This window comes from Candidatus Sphingomonas phytovorans, assembly GCA_029202385.1.
GTDB classification, from domain to species: Bacteria; Pseudomonadota; Alphaproteobacteria; order Sphingomonadales; family Sphingomonadaceae; genus Sphingomonas; species Sphingomonas phytovorans.
In genome coordinates, this window is the sequence record CP119314.1 from 5,163,647 (window position 1) to 5,179,799 (window position 16,153).

Here is a 16,153-nt window from a genome sequence, read left to right on the forward strand (position 1 = left end):
CATTCCCCCATTCCGGTCAGCAGTCCCGGCGGCAAGGTATCCCGGCCGGTTTGACCGGGTTCATGGGGTCCGCGCCGGTGCGGATCAGGCCTCGACGGTTTCCAGCTCCTCGCTGATCTCCAGCCAGGCTGCCTCGGCGGTTTCCAGCTTGGCGGCGACATCGGCGCGCTGCTTCATCAGGTCGCTCATGTTCATCCTGGCGAGCCAGGGCTCCGCGGTCGACGGATCGAACATCGCGCGATCGATCGCGCTGCGCTGCTTGGAGAGCTTGGCGACCAGCGCTTCCGCCTCATGGGCGCGCTTGCGCAACGCCACGCTCTTCTCGCGCGCCTCGGCATTGGCGCGGCGTTCGTCCTTCTTGTTGACCTTGGTCTTGGCCGCACCGCTGCCGCCGCTCGCACCGTCGCTGGAGAGCACGAAGGCGATATAATCCTCCATGCTGCCATTATATTCGGTCGCGGCACCGCCATCGACCAGCACCAGCCGGTCGGCGGTCAGCTCGATCATGTGGCGGTCATGGCTGACGATCACCACCGCGCCGTCATAGGCGTTGAGCGCCTGGACCAGCGCCTCGCGCGCATCGACGTCCAGATGGTTGGTCGGCTCGTCGAGGATGAGCATGTGCGGCGCGTCGCGGGTGATCAGGGCCAGCGCCAGCCGCGCGCGCTCGCCGCCCGACAGCTTGCCGACCTTGGTCGTCGCCTTGGCGCCCGAGAAGCCGAAGCGGCCGAGCTGGGCGCGGACGGCGGCGGGCGAGGCGCCCTTCATCATCCGCGTCATATGTTCGAGCGGGGTGTCGTCGGTGTCGAGTTCTTCCACCTGATACTGGGTGAAATAGCCGACGCGCATCTTGCCCGACGCGGTCATCTCGCCTTCCATCGGCGTGAGCTGCGCGGCGAGCAGCCGGGCAAGCGTGGTCTTGCCGTTGCCGTTGCGGCCGAGCAGCGCGACTCGGTCGTCCGGGTCGAGCCGCAGGTTCAGGCGCCGAAGGATCGGGTTGCCCTCGGTATAGCCGACCGCCGCCATGTCGAGCGTGACGAGCGGCGGGCGAAGTTCCTCGGGGCTGGGGAAGTCGAAGGAGAGCGTCGGATCCTCCGCCATCGCCGCGATCGGCTGCATCTTCGCCAGCATCTTCTGGCGCGACTGGGCCTGTTTCGCGGTCGAGGCGCGGGCGCTGTTGCGGGCGATATAGTCCTGCAGCTTGGCGCGCTGCGCGTCCTGCGACGCCTTGGCCGCGGCGAGCTGCGCGGCGCGTTCGGCGCGCTGCTGCTCGAAGCTGTCATAGCCGCCGGTGTACATCACCGTCTTGCCGCCCTCGAGATGGAGGATGGTGTCGACGACATTGTTGAGCAGGTCGCGCTCATGGCTGATGACGACCATCATCGCCGGATAGCTCTTCAGGAAATTCTCGAGCCACAGGGTCGCTTCGAGATCGAGATGGTTCGAGGGCTCGTCGAGCAGCAGCAGGTCGGGCTCGGAGAAGAGCAGGGCGGCGAGCGCGACGCGCATCTTCCATCCGCCCGAATAGCTGTCGAGCGGACGGCCCTGCATCTCCTCGTCGAAGCCGAGACCGACCAGGATGCGCGCGGCACGCGCCTCGGCGGTATAGGCGTCGATCGCGATCAGCCGGTCGTGGATCTCGCCGACCCGGTCGGGATCATGGCAGTCCTCGGCTTCGTGCATCAGAGCGGCGCGCTCGGTATCGGCGGCAAGCACGGCTTCGATCGGCGTGGTTGTGCCGTTGGGCGCTTCCTGCGCGATATAGCCGATCCGCGTCTTGCGCGGCATCTCGATCTCGCCCTCATCGGCCTCGATCGATCCGATCATCACCTTCATCAAGGTCGACTTGCCGGCGCCGTTGCGGCCGATCAGGCCGACGCGGCTCTTCGGCGGCAGCGTGGCTGTCGCGCGGTCGAGGATCGTGCGCCCGCCGAGGCGCACCGTGATACCATTGATATTCAGCATGCGGGCGCCACTATCATGCAGCGCAGCATATTAGAAGGGTGGGGCGCCTCAGGCGATCGTATTCACCAGCCCGCCCTCGGCGCGGATCGCGGCGCCGTTGGTGGCAGAGGATCGGGGGCTGGCGAGATAAGCGACCAGATCGCCGATCTCCTTCGCCTCGATCATGCGCTGGATGATCGAGGATGGGCGGGCATCGCGGAAGAATTCGGCCTCGATCTGCTCGATCGGTGCGGCCGGATCGGCGGCCTGGCTGCGCAGGAACTCGACCACGCCGTCAGAGCGGGTCGGCCCGGGGAGCACCGAATTGACCGTGACGCCGGTGCCGCGCGTGAGCTGCGAGAGGCCGCGCGCGATGGAGAGCTGGGCGGTCTTCGTCGTGGCGTAGTGGATCATGTCATGCGGGATGGCGAGAGCGGATTCGCTCGAGATGAAGATGATCCGGCCCCAGTTCCGTTCGAGCATCGCGGGCAGGTAGGCGCGCGCGAGGCGGACACCGCTCATCACGTTGACTTCGAACAGATTGGCCCAGTCGGCATCGCTGATGTCGCCGAACGCCTTGCTTTCGTAGATGCCAAGATTGTTGACGAGGATGTCGACCCGGGAAAGCGCCGCGGTGACGATCGCCGCGCCCTCCGCGGTCGCGACGTCGGCGGCGATCCCGGTCACCGGCGCGCCACCCGAGGCCTGGATATCGGCGATGGCGGCATCGAGTGTCCGGCGGCTGCGGCCGGTGATGGTGACGGCGGCGCCTTCGCGCGAGAGGGCGCGGGCGATCTCCAGGCCGATGCCGCCGGTGCCGCCGGTCACCAGCGCGGTCTTGTCGTTGAGGGCGAGGTCCATGTTCAATCTCCAGTAAAACCGGACACCAGTTGGGCATTGCGCGGGGCGGCAACTATGGGTCGTAGCGGATCAGCATTTGTGCGTCGGAAGCATCAATGCCCGATTCCTGTTGGAGAATCGCGTCCTGTTGGAGAATCGTGCGGCGCGGTCAGCGCCTGGGCAGGGTGATCGTCGCTGCCAGCCCGCCTTCGGGCTGGTTGACCAGCGTGATGTCGCCGCCCGCCTCGCGGACGATCGCGCGGGCAAGCGCCAGGCCGAGGCCGATGCCACCCGTCTCCTTGTTGCGCGAGGTCTCGAGCCGGGTGAAGGCATCGAACACGTCGCCGAGATGCTCGGGCGGAATGCCGGGCCCCTTGTCGGCGACGACGATGGCGACCTCGTGCTCGCCGGGCACCACCCGCACCTCGGCTGACTCGCCATATTTGATCGCATTCTCGATCAGGTTGCGCACCGCGCGCCGGATCAGCGAGGGGCGCAGGCGCATCCTGAGCCGCGCGGCTTCCTCGAAGGTCACGTCATGGTCGAGATCGCGGAAATCCTCGACCACCGCGTCGACCAGCGCCGCGAGATCGACCTCGGTCAGCGGCTCGCTCGGGCGGCCAAGCCGGGCGAGCGAAAGGATATCGTCGAGGGTCCGATTCATCTCCTCGATCGTGTCGGCCATCTTCGTGCGATCGGTATCGTCCTCGACCGATTCGATGCGGACGCGGAGCGCGGCCAGCGGCGTGCGAAGATCATGGCCGATCGCGCCGAGCATCCGGTCTTTCTCGTCGAGCATCGCCGAGACGCGCAACCGCAGGCCGTTGAACGCGGCGATCACGTCGCGCAGATCCTGCGGGCCGCGCTCCTCGACGGGCACGTCGACTTCGCCAGGCATGAAGGCGCGAGCTGCGGCGGTGAGGCTGCGCAGCGGCTGCGAGATCCGTCGGCCGATCCACAGCACGGGGACCAGCACGATCGCGTAGAGCACCAGCGTCTGCCAGATCAGCCGCCAGATCAGATAAGCCTCGGCCCGGGGCCAGGGCGCGTTGAGCACGAGCCAGCCCTGGCCGGGCTGCTCGACCGCGATGACCAGCTCGCCGCCCATCTTGAGAGCCCGCTCGGCCACGCGCGGGCCCCAGCGGCGCAGGCGCCGGTCGCCCTTGTTGATCGCGCGAACCTCGGTTTCGATCCGGCCGACCTTCAGGCCTGCTTCCTCGAGCGCGGTGCGCAATCCCTGTTCGACAGCGGGCTGATGCTCCCCGGCGGGATCGACAGGCGAGATGACGGCCAGACGAACATGGCCCCGGTCATGGTCGGCGGGTCGGCCGGCATTGGCGCGCTCGACCGCATCGACGATTCGAGTGACGACCGGCCCGGTCGCCTGATCGTAGCGCGAGGCGCGGCGATCCTGGAGCTGGATCGCGAAGTTGATCGCCTGCGCCACGAACAGCGCGATGGCGATCAGCAATACCATCTGCCCGGAAAGATTGCGCGGCCACAGCCGGACATGCCTCACAGGCGGGTGACTTCCGATGCGAGCGTATAGCCGCCGCCCCAGACGGTCTTGATCAGTTCAGGGCTCTTCGGATCGGTCTCGATCTTGCGCCGCAGCCGGCTGACCTGGTTGTCGATCGCGCGGTCGAACGCAGCCGCCTCGCGACCCTGGGTCAGATCGAGCAACTGGTCACGCGTCAGCACCTGGCGCGGACGAGTCACCAGCGCCATGGAGCAGGTTATACTCGCCGGTCGAGAGCGCGCACCGAGACGCCTTCGGCGGTCGACCAGCGCGCGCTCGCCCGATTTCAGTACCCAGCCGGCAAAGACGAACGAGCCGGTATCGGGCGCATGCTGGCGCGTCCCGCCAGCGGCGGCGCGGCGCAGGATCACCTCTGACCCGAGCGGCGAGCTCGCGCGGCGAGAAAGGCTTCACGACATAATCGTCGGCGCCCATTTCCAGCCCGACGATCCGGTCGGTCTCCTCGCTGCGCGCGGTGAGCAGGATGACGGGGGTCTCGCTCGTCTCGCGGACATGGCGACACAGGCTCAGCCCGTCCTCGCCCGGCATCATGATGTCGAGGATGATGAGGTCGATCGCATAGGCGGCGAGGCGGGTGCGAGCCGCCTCGGCATCGCCCGTCTGGGTCACGCGGAAGCCCTGCTTGGTGAGATATTGCGCGAGCGGCTCGCGAATCGAGCGTTCGTCATCGACCAGCAGAAGATGCGGTGTTTCTCCCATGACATCGACGTCTAACATGATCGGTCGCCTTTGGAATATGCCGGGCGGGCGAGGAGGGGGGACAGCCCGCCCGGCAGCCTGGCCAGTCGGGGGTTACTGGCCGGCGTCTGGTGTGGGCGCGGCGGCGCCGGGCGGCGGCGTCATGCCGTGTCGCCCATGGCCGCGCATCTTGCCCATATGATCCTTCCTTAGTGCCCGGGCGGCATCGATTTCCGCCTGGTCGATGAAGCCGTCCTTGTTGGTGTCCAGCTTGTCGAAGCGCGCATCTGCGCTCGCGCGCATCTCCTCGCGGCTGATCTTGCCGTCCTTGTTCGTGTCGAGCCGTGCGATCATACCGCCATGGCCACCCATCGGGCGCCCGGCACCGGGAGGCGGTGCCATGCCGGGGCCATCGCCACCGCCGGGGCGCCCGCCGAAGCCGCCACGGCCTTCGCGCATGCGCTCCATCGTCGCCTTCATTTCGTCGGGCGAGATCTTGCCGTCGCCATTGGCGTCGAGCCGGGCGAAACGCTCGGCCGCCTGCGCCATATATTCCGCCTTGCTGATCTTGCCGTCCTTGTTGGTGTCAGCGGCCATAAGGCGGCCGCCGCCGCGCCCGCCGAGTTCGTCGCCGGAGAGCTGGCCGTCGCCATTGGCGTCGAGCTTCGCGAAACGCTGTTCGGCCCGCGCCATGAATTCGGCACGGGAGATCGTGCCATCCCTGTCGGTGTCGGCGCGCTGGGGCTGACCTGCGCCCATCTGGTCCGCCATCGCGGCGCCACCGATCGCGGTGCTGACCAAGGCGATGGCGAGAAGATATTTCCGCATGCGACTTTCCTCCAGTGAATGCCCGGTCCCGCCGGCTATGATGCGGGTTTTCACTCGAGGGTGTCGCGAAGCTATGTCAGCGACTGGCCAATAGTGTCGCAATTTGTCGCATATTTCATGTTTCCCCGGCGTCGCGACGATCATGGCATTCTGCCCGACGACGTTCCGCTTCCTGTCGGGATCAGGCGGTGCGCCCCCGGAACCTGCCCGGAACCTGGATGCTTCCACGCGGCCCTTGGTTTTCCGATATGCAGGGCGTATATGATACGTATATGAATCATATATTGGAGTCCCGATGGGCATCGTGAACATAGATGACGATCTGCACGATCAGGTGCGCAGGGCGAGCAAGGTGTCGTTTCGCTCGATCAATGCGCAGGCCGCCTACTGGATAAAGCTGGGCATGCTGTGCGAGACGAATCCGACGCTGAGCTTCACCGAGATCATCGAGCGCGAGCTGAGTTCCGCTGGCTTTTCGGCTCAGCCACTGGCGTTAAGTGAAGCATGACGAAGCAGCCTCAGGAACTGGCGCTGCTGGCTGAATCCGGCCGGCTGCTGGCGTCGGTATTCGAACTGCTGGATCGCACGCCGCTCGCCGGCATGTCGACACTCCAGGTCGACCAAATGGTCGAGCATTTCATCGTCAATGATCTTCAGGCCAGGCCAGCGAGCAAGGGCCAATATGGGTATGGCTTCGTATTGAACTCTTCGGTGAACGATGTGGTGTGCCACGGCGTGCCATCGTCATCGGCAGTGCTTCGGGACGGCGACATCGTCAATTTCGACATCACGCTCGAGAAGAACGGCTATATCGCCGATTCAAGCAAGACCTATCTGGTTGGCGAGGTAAACCCTGCCGCCAGGAGACTGGTCCAGATCACCTACGAAGCCATGTGGATGGGCATCCGGGCGGTTCGCCCGGGCGCCCGGCTCGGAGATATCGGCTGGGCGATCGAACGGCATGCCAAACGAAATGGCTATTCCGTGGTGCGTGAATATTGCGGTCACGGCATCGGCCGGGAGATGCACGAGGAGCCCCAGATTCTCCACTTCGGGAAACCGGGAACCGGTCTTGTCCTGCGTGAAGGCATGGTGTTCACGATCGAGCCGATGCTCAATCGGGGCCGGCGCAGCGTGAGGACCGAGGCTGACGGCTGGACCGTCGTGACGACGGATGGGTCGCTTTCAGCACAGTTCGAGCACACCATCGCCGTCACGGCTTCCGGCGCGTCGGTGCTGACATTACGTCCCGACGAGCCCGGTCTGGGGCCTATCAAGCGTGCGGCTTGATTCAATGGCGGTGCCAGGAGGCGCCGCCATGACCGATCTCATCCAGGGGCGGACTGACTGCCGTTGACGCCTGACAGCGGTACTATCGATGAGCCTCGAACCTGGATCAGGCGAAGATCGCGACGCTTTGCATGCCCTGGGCGATGGGCTGGCCGTCGGCGTTCCAGATCGTCATCGCCTGGCTTGAGCAGCCGTTCCTCGCATAGTCCGACTGGGCCGAAAGCAGCCACCAGCCGTCAGTCGTTGCGGGTGCCGGGGCAAGCAGGTTGACGATCCAGGTGAGCGAACTGATCGGCGCGGGCTGCTTGCCGAGCAGCTTGAAAGCGGCGGGGGGGAGCGCATCGGCGACGGCCAGCACATGGACCATCGGGTCGAGCCCGTCGGGCGCGCGCAGCCGTGCCCAGCGCAGCCATTCAGCCTCGCCCGCCGCCTCTTCCTTCAGGTCGAGGAAGTTGAAGTTGCCGGTGAAGAATTCGTCGGGCCCGGTATAGAGTTTTGCATCCGGCACGGGCGGGCGGCGATCGCTGTGCAACCGACCGTCGAGCTCGATCCGCGAGGGCTGGTCCGACATGAAGACGAAGGTCGCGCGATAGCCGAGCCCGGCTTCGGAGGTGATGTCGGCCTGGATGAAAGCCGCGTTGCGCCCGCGGCGCAGCTTGGTCGCGGTGACGCTGACGTCGCCCGAGAGCGGGCCGATGAAGGAGACCTGCGCTGAGCGGAGCGGCGGCAGATCGGGCTCGATTCCTTGCGCGGCATGGAGCGCGAGCGCGCTGGACAGGCCGCCATAAGTGGTTCGGCCCTGCAACCAGTCGGCCGGGATTGCCGTACGGAAGCCGTCCTCGATCGCCGTGGCGCCACTGAGGATGTCGGCGATTGGCGTCACAGCGCGGTCTCTGCCAGACGGTCGCGCAGCTCGCGCTTCAGCACCTTGCCGATCGCGCTGCGCGGCAGCTCGTCGATGGCGTGGAGCGCAGAGAGGCGCTGGGTCTTGCCGAGCTGGGCGTTGGTCCATGCCAGGATCTCGGCATTGCCGGCATCGATCCCGGTGTGCGGCACGTAGAAGCCGACCGGCGTTTCGCCCCATGTCTCCGACGGCACCCCGATCACGCTGCAATCGGCGACCGCCGGATGCTGCGACAATACTGCCTCGAGATCGGTCGGATAGATATTGAACCCGCCTGAGATGATCAGGTCCTTCTTGCGATCGAGCAGGGTGAGGAAGCCGTCGGCGTCGAAGCGGCCGACATCGCCGTGGCGGATATAGCGCCGTCCCTCGGCATCGAACCATTCGGCCGCGGCACTTGCCTCGCTGCGGCCGTGATAGCCGGTCATCATCGCCGGCGAGCGGCCGACGACTTCGCCCATCTCGCCCTGCGGTACTTCTTTGCCATCCTCGTCGATCAGGCGGATGTCGTGATCCTCGATCGGGCGGCCGACGGTGTGGAGCTTGTCGGGAAAGAGGTTGGCGATCAGCAGGCAGGTGCCGCCGCCTTCGGTCATGCCGTAATATTCGACCAGCAGCCCGGGCCAGCGGGCCAGGACATCGGCCTTGAGCGCGGCGGAGAAGGGCGCGCTGGTGCAGGTCTTCAGGCGAAAGGCCGACAGGTCGAAGCTGTCGAAATCGGGGAGCGCCATGATCCGCTGGTACTGGACCGGCACGAGCATCGCATGGGTCGCGCGGTTGGCCTGGGCGAGTTCGAGAAAGCCGCGGGCGTCGAACTTCTTCATCAGCACCGCGGTGCCGCCCCAGCCGAGGGTCGGCAGGAAGCTGACCAGCGTGGTGTTGGAATAGAGCGGCGTCGCGATCATCGTCACCGCTTCGCCGAAGCCGGCCGAGGCGTTGCGGTTGATATGGGCCCAGCGCATCGCGTGGCTCTGGACGATGCCCTTGGGCGTGCCGGTGGTGCCGGAGGAATAGATGATGTTGAAGCCGTCGCCGGGTGCGATGGCAACAGGCGCGGGTTTTGTTCTTTCGGGGGCGAGCCATGCGGCGAAGGCGTCGGTGTCAAGGCGAACCAGGGTTGCGGAGACTGGCTGGTTAGCCAGCGCGGCCTCAGCTTCGGCATCGACAAAGACGATCGGCGCGCCGCAATCGGCGATCATCGCCGCGAGCGATTCCGGCGTCGAGGAGGGAGCGAGCGGCGCGGCGACGCAGCCGGCGCGGAGTGCACCGAGAAAGGCGACGCCATACTCGATTCGGGAAGCGGACACGATTGCGACCGCCTGCCCCTGCACGACGCCGTCCCGCTGGAGCGCGGCGGCGACACGGTCCATCAGGGCGTCGAGTGTCGCATAGTCGATGCTGCCCTCCAGCGCGGCGAGGGCGGTCTTGCTGCCTTGCTCAGTTGCATGAGCATGGATCAGGTCGGGCAGGGTCGCGAAATCGGTCGCGAGCATATCGGCGGCTGTCATGATACGCCGCTATGCGAGGTGCGCGGCAAATGCCATACGCAATCTTCTAAAAAATGGAGAGGGTTGCCGATGCTGTTCTACGACGCGGTGAATCCGGCGCCCAATCCGCGCCGTGTACGCATCTATCTCGCCGAAAAGGGACTGAGCGTGCCCAGCGAGACGCTTTCGATCGTCGCGGGGGAGCATAAGGGAGCGGCTTTCCTCGAAGTGAATCCGCTGGGGCAGATTCCGGCGCTGAAGCTCGACGATGGCGGCGTACTGACCGAAAGCGTGTCGATCTGCCGCCTGTTCGAGGCGATGCATCCCGAACCGCCGATGTTCGGCACGGGGCCGCGCGGTATCGCCGAGGTCGATATGTGGATGCGGCGGGCGGAGCTGCGGCTGATGGTGCCGCTGGCGATGGTCTGGGTCCACACCCATCCCTTCACCGCGCGCGTGGTGAAGCCGCAATATACCGAGTTCGGGGAGAGCCAGCGGCCACGAGTGACCGGCGCGATGCGGGAGTTCGACCGCGCGCTCGCCGACCGGGAGTATCTGGACGGGAAGAGCTATTCGATGGCCGATATCGTGCTGCTGTCGATCGTCGATTTCGCGGGATTCGTGGGGATCGCGATTCCCGAGGAGCAGGAACATCTGCGCGCGTGGCACGACCGTGTCTCCGCCCGACCGAGTGCCCAGGCATGAGCGGCGTCATGAGCGATGGCATGAAGGGCGCGGTTGCGATCGTCACGGGCGGCGGGACCGGGATCGGCGCGGCGGTGGTGCGGCGCTTGGCGGCGCGGGGCGTGCGCTGCGTGATCAACTATGCGAGCAGCCGGGACGAGGCCGAAGCGCTCGCCTCGGCGGTGGACGGCGCGATCGCGGTGCAGGCCGATATCGCCGAGGATTCGGCCTGCCGGTCGCTCGCCGCGGCAGCGGTCGAGGCGTTCGGGCGGATCGATTTCCTGGTCAACAATGCCGGGCGGACCAAATTCGCCAATCACGAGGATCTGGACGCGCTGTCGGCCGACGACTTCATCGACATCTATCGGCTGAACACGATCGCGCCGTTCCAGATGATCCGCGCCTGCACCCCGGCAATGCGCGAAAACGGAATCGGCGCGGTGGTCAACATCGCCTCGGTGGCGGGTGTGTTCGGCAACGGATCGTCGGTCGCCTATGCCGCGTCCAAGGGCGCGCTGGTCACGATGACGAAGAGCCTTGCCCGCGCGCTGGCGCCGGCGATCCGGGTCAATGCGGTGGCGCCGGGCTATGTCGGGACCGGCTGGTTCGAGAAGAGGCTGGGCGAGGCCGGTTTCGCCGCGCTCAACGCGCGCATCGCCGCGCAGACACCGATGGCGATGGCCGCCGGCGCCGACGATATCGCCGGGCCGGTCGTGATGCTGCTCGATCCGGACAACCGGGTGATGACCGGCGAGACGCTGCTGCTCGATGCCGGCGCGCATCTCGATGTCGGGTTGTCGCGCCGACCCGGGAAGGAACTGTGACGGCGCGGCTGATTGGCACCTGATCGGCTATAGCCTGGATCGACAGGGCGACGGGGGCGTCATAAAGTCGGGATCGGGTATCTTCGGGGGAGGGCGCTTCATGCTTCACGGCCGCCATATTGCCGGCACCGTCGCGGCGAGCATGGCCGCGCTGCTGCTCGGCGCCTGCACCGTGACCCTGATGGCGCCCTATGACAGCAAGACCGAGCAGATGGTCTCGGCCTTGCAGAGCAGCTTCTCCGCGGAGCGCCAGGCCTTGCTCTACAGCTACGGCACGCCCGACTGCGTCTATTCGCGCCAGACCGGATTCTACCAGAAGGCGCATGCCGATATCGAGGATCTGCGCGTCCATGTCGGCGTGTTCGCGAAGAACGCGCAGACGATCGAGATGGTCGGCCTGCTGGACAGCAGTCTCAGCGCGCTCGAGGCGCAGCACAAGAGGCGGGAGGAGACGCGACAGGGCCCCGAGCAGTGCATGAGCGCCCAGATCATGGAGCCCGACTTCAACGGGCTGGCGCAATCGACGGGCGCGATCCTGATGCTCGAAAAGGCCAAGCAACGCGGCGTGCCGCTGGGAGGCAATTGATGGCGCAGATCGATGTAAGCGCGCTGACCGGGGAGATTGCCGGCGCGATGACCGGAGTGCTGGTGAGCGGCGGCAAGACCGCCGAGATCTATGCGAAGAACGAGGCGGAGAAGATCGCCATCTCGATCCGCCAGATCGGCGAGCTCTACGCGTCGGGCGTCATCGACGCGGAGGAAGCGCGGCTGAAGCTTGATATCCAGAAGAACACGTCGCGCACCATGCTGCTGGCCGTTAAGGGGATCGGTATCCTGACCGCCGAGCAGGCGATCAATGCCGGGCTGGCGACAGTGTGCGGCGCGGTCAACACCGCGCTGGGGTTCGCGCTCCTCTAACGGATGAGCTGGCCAGGGCCGATCGGGATTCTACGGGGAGACTTCGGTTCCGGCCGCCCCGTGGATGCCGGGTCGATGCTTCAACATCCGCTGGATCGTCAGATAATCGGCTGGGCGCTGTCCCCGGCGAGCAATAGCTGCGGAACCTGCGAGAAGGTCCAGGTCGTGGCGCCCGGTGCCTGGTCGAGCACCCAGACCATGTCGAACCGGTCGCCTGGCCAGGGCCTGGGTGCGATCTTCGATCCGGCGACATGATCGACCAGGTCCGGAATGACGTCATGCTGCCACGCGACCAGCACCGGGCCCGCCGCCGCGGCCGCGATGGCGGCGGCGGCGAGCGCCTTCTTGTCCTTCTTGGCGATGCTCGTGTCGATGGTGATGCCCAGTTCCTGGGATAGCGGGAGCACGGTGTGCTGTGGGCGCAGGCTGGCGCCGGGGCTGGCGGCGTCCGAGGCGAAGATCGCGGTCGGCGTTGCGATGCCTGGTGACAGGCTGGCCGGATCGTGCGGCGCGAAGAATCGCACCAATGCGCCCGCGCGCTGCCAGCCGAGCACGATCAGATCGTCCGGATTGGCCGTGCCGTCCAGGCCGACGCCGGCGGTCGTCCCGAAGGGCTTTTCGGCATGCCGTGTGAACATGATCCTGGCCATGGTTCCGCTCCCCCTGAACGATATGGATGTCTATCCTCAAGGGTAGTGAGCGAACGGGTATGGGGTCAATCGATCGGGCGGGAGAGATCGATCCGATCCGGACGCTTGCCCGGCGCCCCGGCATGCCGGAATCGATCGATGGCCTTGCCCGATCGGGGTAAATTCCAGCGCGGCGCACAGGAAGTCGGTACCGACTGTTTCCGTTCGTGCCGGGCAGAACGCCCGGCGTTCTAGAGCATTCAGCGTGAAATAGGAATCGTATTGTGGATTCCTTTGTGTCTGGAAATATGATTCACCCTCGTGAGGAGGTGGATCATGGGGAGGTTCTATTCGAGCGATCTACGGGATCGGATATCCGCGCATGTCTCGGCTGGTCATTCACGTCGTGATGCGGCGCGCCGTTTCGGCGTGAGTCCGAGTTGCGCGATCAAGCTTTTCCAGCGCGTAACGAAGACCGGGTCGGCGACTCCGGCGCGCCAGGGACGCCCACCGGGGGCGGGCAAGCTTGCGCCGCATATGGCCAAGCTGATCCGCTGGGTCGAGGCGAAGCCGGACATCAGCATGTCGGAACTCACCGCAAAGCTCGAGGCGGAGACAAAGACGGTGGCGCATCCGGCTTCGCTCTCGCGGGCGCTGCTTGCCGTCGGCTTCAGATATAAAAAAAGCCCTGATGGCATCGGAGTGCGGACGCGATGATGTCTGCGAGGCGCGGCGGCGATGGCGGCTGCATCGCCAGCCGCGCATGCGCGAGCAGGCGCACCGGCTGGTCTTCATCGATGAGACGGCGACTACGACGAAAATGACGCGCCTGCGCGGTCGGGCGCTTCAGGGACAGCGCCTGAAGGCCCGCGCGCCGTTCGGGCACTGGAAAACGCAGACCTTCATAGCAGGCTTACGCTGCGACGGCCTGACCGCCCCCTGGATCATCGACCGGCCGATGACCAAGGAGATCTTCGAGGTTTATATCGAGACGCAGCTCGCGCCGACGCTGGACACGGGCGATGTCGTCATCCTCGATAACCTGCCAAGCCATAAGAGCGACAAGGCCAAGGCAATCCTCAAGGGCCGCGGCGCCTGGTTCCTCTTCCTCCCGCCATACAGCCCAGATCTCAACCCGATCGAGATGGCCTTCTCGAAGCTCAAAGCCCATCTCAGACGTATGGGCGCCAGAACCATCGACGACCTCTGGCGAGCCGTAGGCAGCATCTGCGACCTCTACTCACCACAAGAATGCCGAAACTACTTCGCAGCCGCAGGATATGGGTTCGATTAAACGCTCAATGCTCTAGGCCGTCGGCTTGGGCGGCGGAACGCGGTCCAGCACTTTCCAGGCGATGATGCCGAGCGAGGCGAAGGCGAGTATCCCCGCCAGCAGGAAGGCGGCGCCCGGGAAGCCATGGTCGACCCCCGTCGCCAGCGCCTGGGTAAGCAGCAATGGCCCGAGGATCGAGGAGACGCTGCCCATGCTGCCGATACCGCCTTGCAGCGCGCCCTGGTGCGAGGCGTCGACCATGCGCGAGAGCAGGCCGTTCATCGCCGGAAAGATCATGCCGGAGAGCGCGCTGACCAGGAACAGGGCATAGGCCTGCCAGCTTTGCGTGATGAAGGCGAAGGCGAGGAAGGCGATGCCGGCCGAGACGAGCCCGATGACGAGCGCCCACCGCTCGCCGACCCGGGCAATGATCTTCCCGGTCAGGCCGCCCTGGACCAGCGCCATCACCAGCCCGACAAAGGCGAGCGACCAGCCGATCGCCTTCGCATCCCAATTGAACCGGATCGCGGCCCAGAACGCCCAGGTCGAGGGATAGACCATGTGCGCCAGCTGCCAGACGAACCAGGCGGCAAGCAGGGGCGCCGCATTGCCGGCATGGAACAACGGGCGGAAGGCGCCGACGATATGGGCATCGCGCAGCTTGAACGGACGTCGGTTCGCCGGCGCCAGCGTTTCGGGCATCGCGACGATCATCACGGTCGCATTGGCGAGCGCGAGGATCGCTGCCGCGACGAAGGGCGCGCGGGGGCCGAAATCGGCGAGCAGGCCGCCGATCGCGGGGCCAATGATGAAACCTATGCCGAACGCCGCGCCGATCAGCCCGAATACGCCGCTGCGCTTTTCGGGCGGGGTGACGTCGGCCAGCACCGAGCTGGCCGGGCTATAGACCGCGCCTGCGATGCCCGCGATGGCGCGGCCGAGGAACAACCAGGCAAGCGTCGGCGCCCAGGCCATCAGCGCGTAATCCATGCCGAACGCCAGCATCGAAGCGATGAGCACGGGGCGCCGGCCGAACCGGTCGCTGAGATTGCCCAGTACCGGGCCGGCGAAGAACTGGGTCAGCGCGAACACGACCAGCATATAGCCGGCGATCCGCGTCGCCTGTTCCAGATCGACATGGCCGATGCTGGTGATCAGATGCGGGAAGACCGGCATGACGATGCCGAAGCCGATCGTGTCGATCAGTACGGCGGCGAGGACGATCGGTACGGCTCGATGTTCGAAACGCATTCACTCCCCCGGATCGTTCGCGTCCACGGCTTGTCGCGGCGCGGGCGCCGGCGGAACATTCGCCGAACATGCCCAAGGTCGCGGCCAAGGACAAGAGGACAATTGTCTCCGGAACCCGCAGTTTTTCGGATCATTTCGCGGCGATTGAAAAAACTGCTTAATCCTGCATTTACTCTGCCGTTCTCCTGTTGGACGGTTCGAACCATCGCTTTGGGGGCGGCGGGAGGACGTCCGGAGACTGAATATGACTGTTATCGGAACCAACGTTGCCGCGCTGCGCGCGACCAACGCGTCGAACGCGGCGTCGAAGGCGCTGCAGACCAGCATCGAGCGCCTGTCGACCGGCAAGCGCATCAACAGCGCGAAGGACGACGCGGCAGGGTCCGCCATCGCTTCCTCGCTGACCTCGCAGATCAAGGGCCAGACCCAGGCGATCCGCAACGCGAACGACGGCATCTCGCTGGCCCAGACCGCCGACGGCGCGCTGGGTGAAGTCACCAACATCCTGCAGCGCGTCCGCGAGCTGTCGGTCCAGTCGGCGTCGGGCACTTATTCCGACGACGACCGCAAGAACCTGCAGGTCGAAGTCAAGGAACTGGCGGCGCAACTTTCGGACATCACGTCGAAGACCAACTTCAACGGCGTCACCCTGTTCGGCGCGAGCGACGTCACGGTGAACATCCAGACCGGTTCGGGCTCGGCCGACCAGGTCGCGCTGAAGATCACCGCGCTCAACCTCACCAGCGTCGGCAGCATCGACATCTCCACTGTCACTGGCGCCAAGGGTGCGCTCGATTCCCTGGATGCGGCCTTGCTGTCGGTCAACACGACCCGCTCGTCGATCGGCGCGGGCCAGAGCCGCCTCGAATCGGTCGTGAGCAGCCTGACCAGCAATGTCAGCAACCTGACCGACGCGCGCAGCCGGATCGAGGATGTCGATTTCTCGACCGAGACGATCGCGCTCGCCAAGGCCCAGATCCTGAGCCAGGCATCGACGGCGCTGCTCGCCCAGGCGAACCAGAGCCAGCAGGGCGTTCTCTCCCTGCTGAAATAATCTCCCCGC

16 protein-coding genes and 1 pseudogene are annotated in these 16,153 nt (G+C 65.9%); 8 read left to right on the forward strand and 9 right to left on the reverse strand.

Annotated features, from left to right (window positions below; genetic code table 11):
• Positions 1-84: 84 nt before the first annotated feature.
• The 5 genes and pseudogenes from P0Y59_23805 to P0Y59_23825 all read right to left on the reverse strand — a co-directional run bounded on the left by P0Y59_23805 (position 85) and on the right by P0Y59_23825 (position 5,830).
• Entirely contained in the window at positions 85-1,965 is a 1,881-nt protein-coding gene (locus P0Y59_23805; GenBank protein WEJ99882.1) for an ABC-F family ATP-binding cassette domain-containing protein, read from the reverse strand.
• Positions 1,966-2,013: 48 nt separating this feature from the next.
• Positions 2,014-2,805: an SDR family NAD(P)-dependent oxidoreductase gene (locus tag P0Y59_23810; protein ID WEJ99883.1), complete on the reverse strand. Its 792-nt coding sequence runs from the start codon at positions 2,803-2,805 to the stop codon at positions 2,014-2,016.
• 148 nt (positions 2,806-2,953) lie between these two features.
• Entirely contained in the window at positions 2,954-4,261 is a 1,308-nt protein-coding gene (locus P0Y59_23815) for a HAMP domain-containing sensor histidine kinase (protein ID WEJ99884.1), read from the reverse strand.
• 38 nt (positions 4,262-4,299) lie between these two features.
• Positions 4,300-5,023: pseudogene (locus tag P0Y59_23820) on the reverse strand (response regulator).
• A 93-nt stretch (positions 5,024-5,116) separates the two neighbouring features.
• Positions 5,117-5,830 (reverse strand): EF-hand domain-containing protein, encoded by a 714-nt coding sequence (locus P0Y59_23825; GenBank protein ID WEJ99885.1) that lies wholly within the window; start codon positions 5,828-5,830, stop codon positions 5,117-5,119.
• Between the two features lie 295 nt (positions 5,831-6,125).
• Between P0Y59_23825 and P0Y59_23830 the strand changes: the two genes are divergently transcribed.
• Positions 6,126-6,338, forward strand: coding sequence for a ParD-like family protein (locus tag P0Y59_23830; GenBank protein WEJ99886.1), 213 nt, complete (start codon positions 6,126-6,128; stop codon positions 6,336-6,338).
• Positions 6,335-7,120, forward strand: a complete 786-nt coding sequence (gene map / locus P0Y59_23835) for a type I methionyl aminopeptidase (GenBank protein ID WEJ99887.1) — start codon at positions 6,335-6,337, stop codon at positions 7,118-7,120. The genes P0Y59_23830 and map overlap by 4 nt, the downstream gene beginning before the upstream one ends.
• A 106-nt stretch (positions 7,121-7,226) precedes the next feature.
• On the opposite strand, the gene P0Y59_23840 is transcribed toward map, so the two are convergent.
• Both P0Y59_23840 and P0Y59_23845 read right to left on the reverse strand, forming a co-directional pair.
• Complete coding sequence (locus tag P0Y59_23840; GenBank protein WEJ99888.1) at positions 7,227-8,003, reverse strand: thioesterase family protein; 777 nt, start codon at positions 8,001-8,003, stop codon at positions 7,227-7,229.
• A complete protein-coding gene (locus tag P0Y59_23845) occupies positions 8,000-9,532 on the reverse strand; it encodes a class I adenylate-forming enzyme family protein (protein ID WEJ99889.1) in 1,533 nt (510 codons plus the stop codon). Before P0Y59_23845 ends, P0Y59_23840 begins: the two co-directional genes overlap by 4 nt.
• A 69-nt stretch (positions 9,533-9,601) precedes the next feature.
• Here P0Y59_23845 and P0Y59_23850 point away from each other — a divergent pair, with 69 nt between their 5' ends.
• The 4 genes from P0Y59_23850 (at position 9,602) to P0Y59_23865 (ending at position 11,937) form a co-directional block, all read left to right on the forward strand.
• The gene (locus P0Y59_23850; protein ID WEJ99890.1) at positions 9,602-10,216 is read left to right on the forward strand and encodes a glutathione S-transferase family protein; all 615 of its coding nucleotides are present in this window, start codon (positions 9,602-9,604) and stop codon (positions 10,214-10,216) included.
• Positions 10,213-11,019 carry an SDR family NAD(P)-dependent oxidoreductase gene (locus tag P0Y59_23855; GenBank protein ID WEJ99891.1) on the forward strand — a complete coding sequence of 269 codons (807 nt, stop codon included), beginning with the start codon at positions 10,213-10,215 and terminating at the stop codon, positions 11,017-11,019. Before P0Y59_23850 ends, P0Y59_23855 begins: the two co-directional genes overlap by 4 nt.
• 100 nt (positions 11,020-11,119) lie before the next feature.
• Positions 11,120-11,605, forward strand: a complete 486-nt coding sequence (locus P0Y59_23860) for a hypothetical protein (protein ID WEJ99892.1) — start codon at positions 11,120-11,122, stop codon at positions 11,603-11,605.
• Complete coding sequence (locus tag P0Y59_23865) at positions 11,605-11,937, forward strand: hypothetical protein (protein ID WEJ99893.1); 333 nt, start codon at positions 11,605-11,607, stop codon at positions 11,935-11,937. The genes P0Y59_23860 and P0Y59_23865 overlap by 1 nt, the downstream gene beginning before the upstream one ends.
• Positions 11,938-12,035: 98 nt before the next feature.
• Here P0Y59_23865 and P0Y59_23870 read toward each other — a convergent pair whose 3' ends face one another.
• The gene (locus P0Y59_23870) at positions 12,036-12,587 is read right to left on the reverse strand and encodes a hypothetical protein (GenBank protein ID WEJ99894.1); all 552 of its coding nucleotides are present in this window, start codon (positions 12,585-12,587) and stop codon (positions 12,036-12,038) included.
• Between the two features lie 315 nt (positions 12,588-12,902).
• On the opposite strand from P0Y59_23870, the gene P0Y59_23875 reads away from it, so the two are divergent.
• Positions 12,903-13,860, forward strand: a protein-coding gene (locus P0Y59_23875) for an IS630 family transposase (protein ID WEJ99895.1) whose coding sequence is annotated in 2 segments (ribosomal slippage) — positions 12,903-13,253 and positions 13,255-13,860 — 957 coding nt in all. Because the reading frame shifts where the segments join, the coding sequence is not laid out codon by codon here.
• A 12-nt stretch (positions 13,861-13,872) separates the two neighbouring features.
• Here the strand turns inward: P0Y59_23875 and P0Y59_23880 are convergent.
• Positions 13,873-15,090: an MFS transporter gene (locus tag P0Y59_23880; GenBank protein ID WEJ99896.1), complete on the reverse strand. Its 1,218-nt coding sequence runs from the start codon at positions 15,088-15,090 to the stop codon at positions 13,873-13,875.
• Positions 15,091-15,334: 244 nt separating this feature from the next.
• On the opposite strand from P0Y59_23880, the gene P0Y59_23885 reads away from it, so the two are divergent.
• Entirely contained in the window at positions 15,335-16,144 is an 810-nt protein-coding gene (locus P0Y59_23885; GenBank protein ID WEJ99897.1) for a flagellin, read from the forward strand.
• The last annotated feature ends 9 nt before the right edge of the window (positions 16,145-16,153 follow it).

Bases quoted from the DNA above. Each gene is read 5' to 3' on its own strand.
- P0Y59_23805 (WEJ99882.1), bottom strand. From the start codon at position 1,965: ATGCTGAATATCAATGGTATCACGGTGCGCCTCGGCGGGCGCACGATC.
- P0Y59_23810 (WEJ99883.1), bottom strand. From the start codon at position 2,805: ATGGACCTCGCCCTCAACGACAAGACCGCGCTGGTGACCGGCGGCACC.
- P0Y59_23815 (WEJ99884.1), bottom strand. From the start codon at position 4,261: ATGGTATTGCTGATCGCCATCGCGCTGTTCGTGGCGCAGGCGATCAAC.
- P0Y59_23825 (WEJ99885.1), bottom strand. From the start codon at position 5,830: ATGCGGAAATATCTTCTCGCCATCGCCTTGGTCAGCACCGCGATCGGT.
- P0Y59_23830 (WEJ99886.1), top strand. From the start codon at position 6,126: ATGGGCATCGTGAACATAGATGACGATCTGCACGATCAGGTGCGCAGG.
- map (WEJ99887.1), top strand. From the start codon at position 6,335: ATGACGAAGCAGCCTCAGGAACTGGCGCTGCTGGCTGAATCCGGCCGG.
- P0Y59_23845 (WEJ99889.1), bottom strand. From the start codon at position 9,532: ATGACAGCCGCCGATATGCTCGCGACCGATTTCGCGACCCTGCCCGAC.
- P0Y59_23850 (WEJ99890.1), top strand. From the start codon at position 9,602: ATGCTGTTCTACGACGCGGTGAATCCGGCGCCCAATCCGCGCCGTGTA.
- P0Y59_23855 (WEJ99891.1), top strand. From the start codon at position 10,213: ATGAGCGGCGTCATGAGCGATGGCATGAAGGGCGCGGTTGCGATCGTC.
- P0Y59_23860 (WEJ99892.1), top strand. From the start codon at position 11,120: ATGCTTCACGGCCGCCATATTGCCGGCACCGTCGCGGCGAGCATGGCC.
- P0Y59_23865 (WEJ99893.1), top strand. From the start codon at position 11,605: ATGGCGCAGATCGATGTAAGCGCGCTGACCGGGGAGATTGCCGGCGCG.
- P0Y59_23870 (WEJ99894.1), bottom strand. From the start codon at position 12,587: ATGGCCAGGATCATGTTCACACGGCATGCCGAAAAGCCCTTCGGGACG.
- P0Y59_23880 (WEJ99896.1), bottom strand. From the start codon at position 15,090: ATGCGTTTCGAACATCGAGCCGTACCGATCGTCCTCGCCGCCGTACTG.
- P0Y59_23885 (WEJ99897.1), top strand. From the start codon at position 15,335: ATGACTGTTATCGGAACCAACGTTGCCGCGCTGCGCGCGACCAACGCG.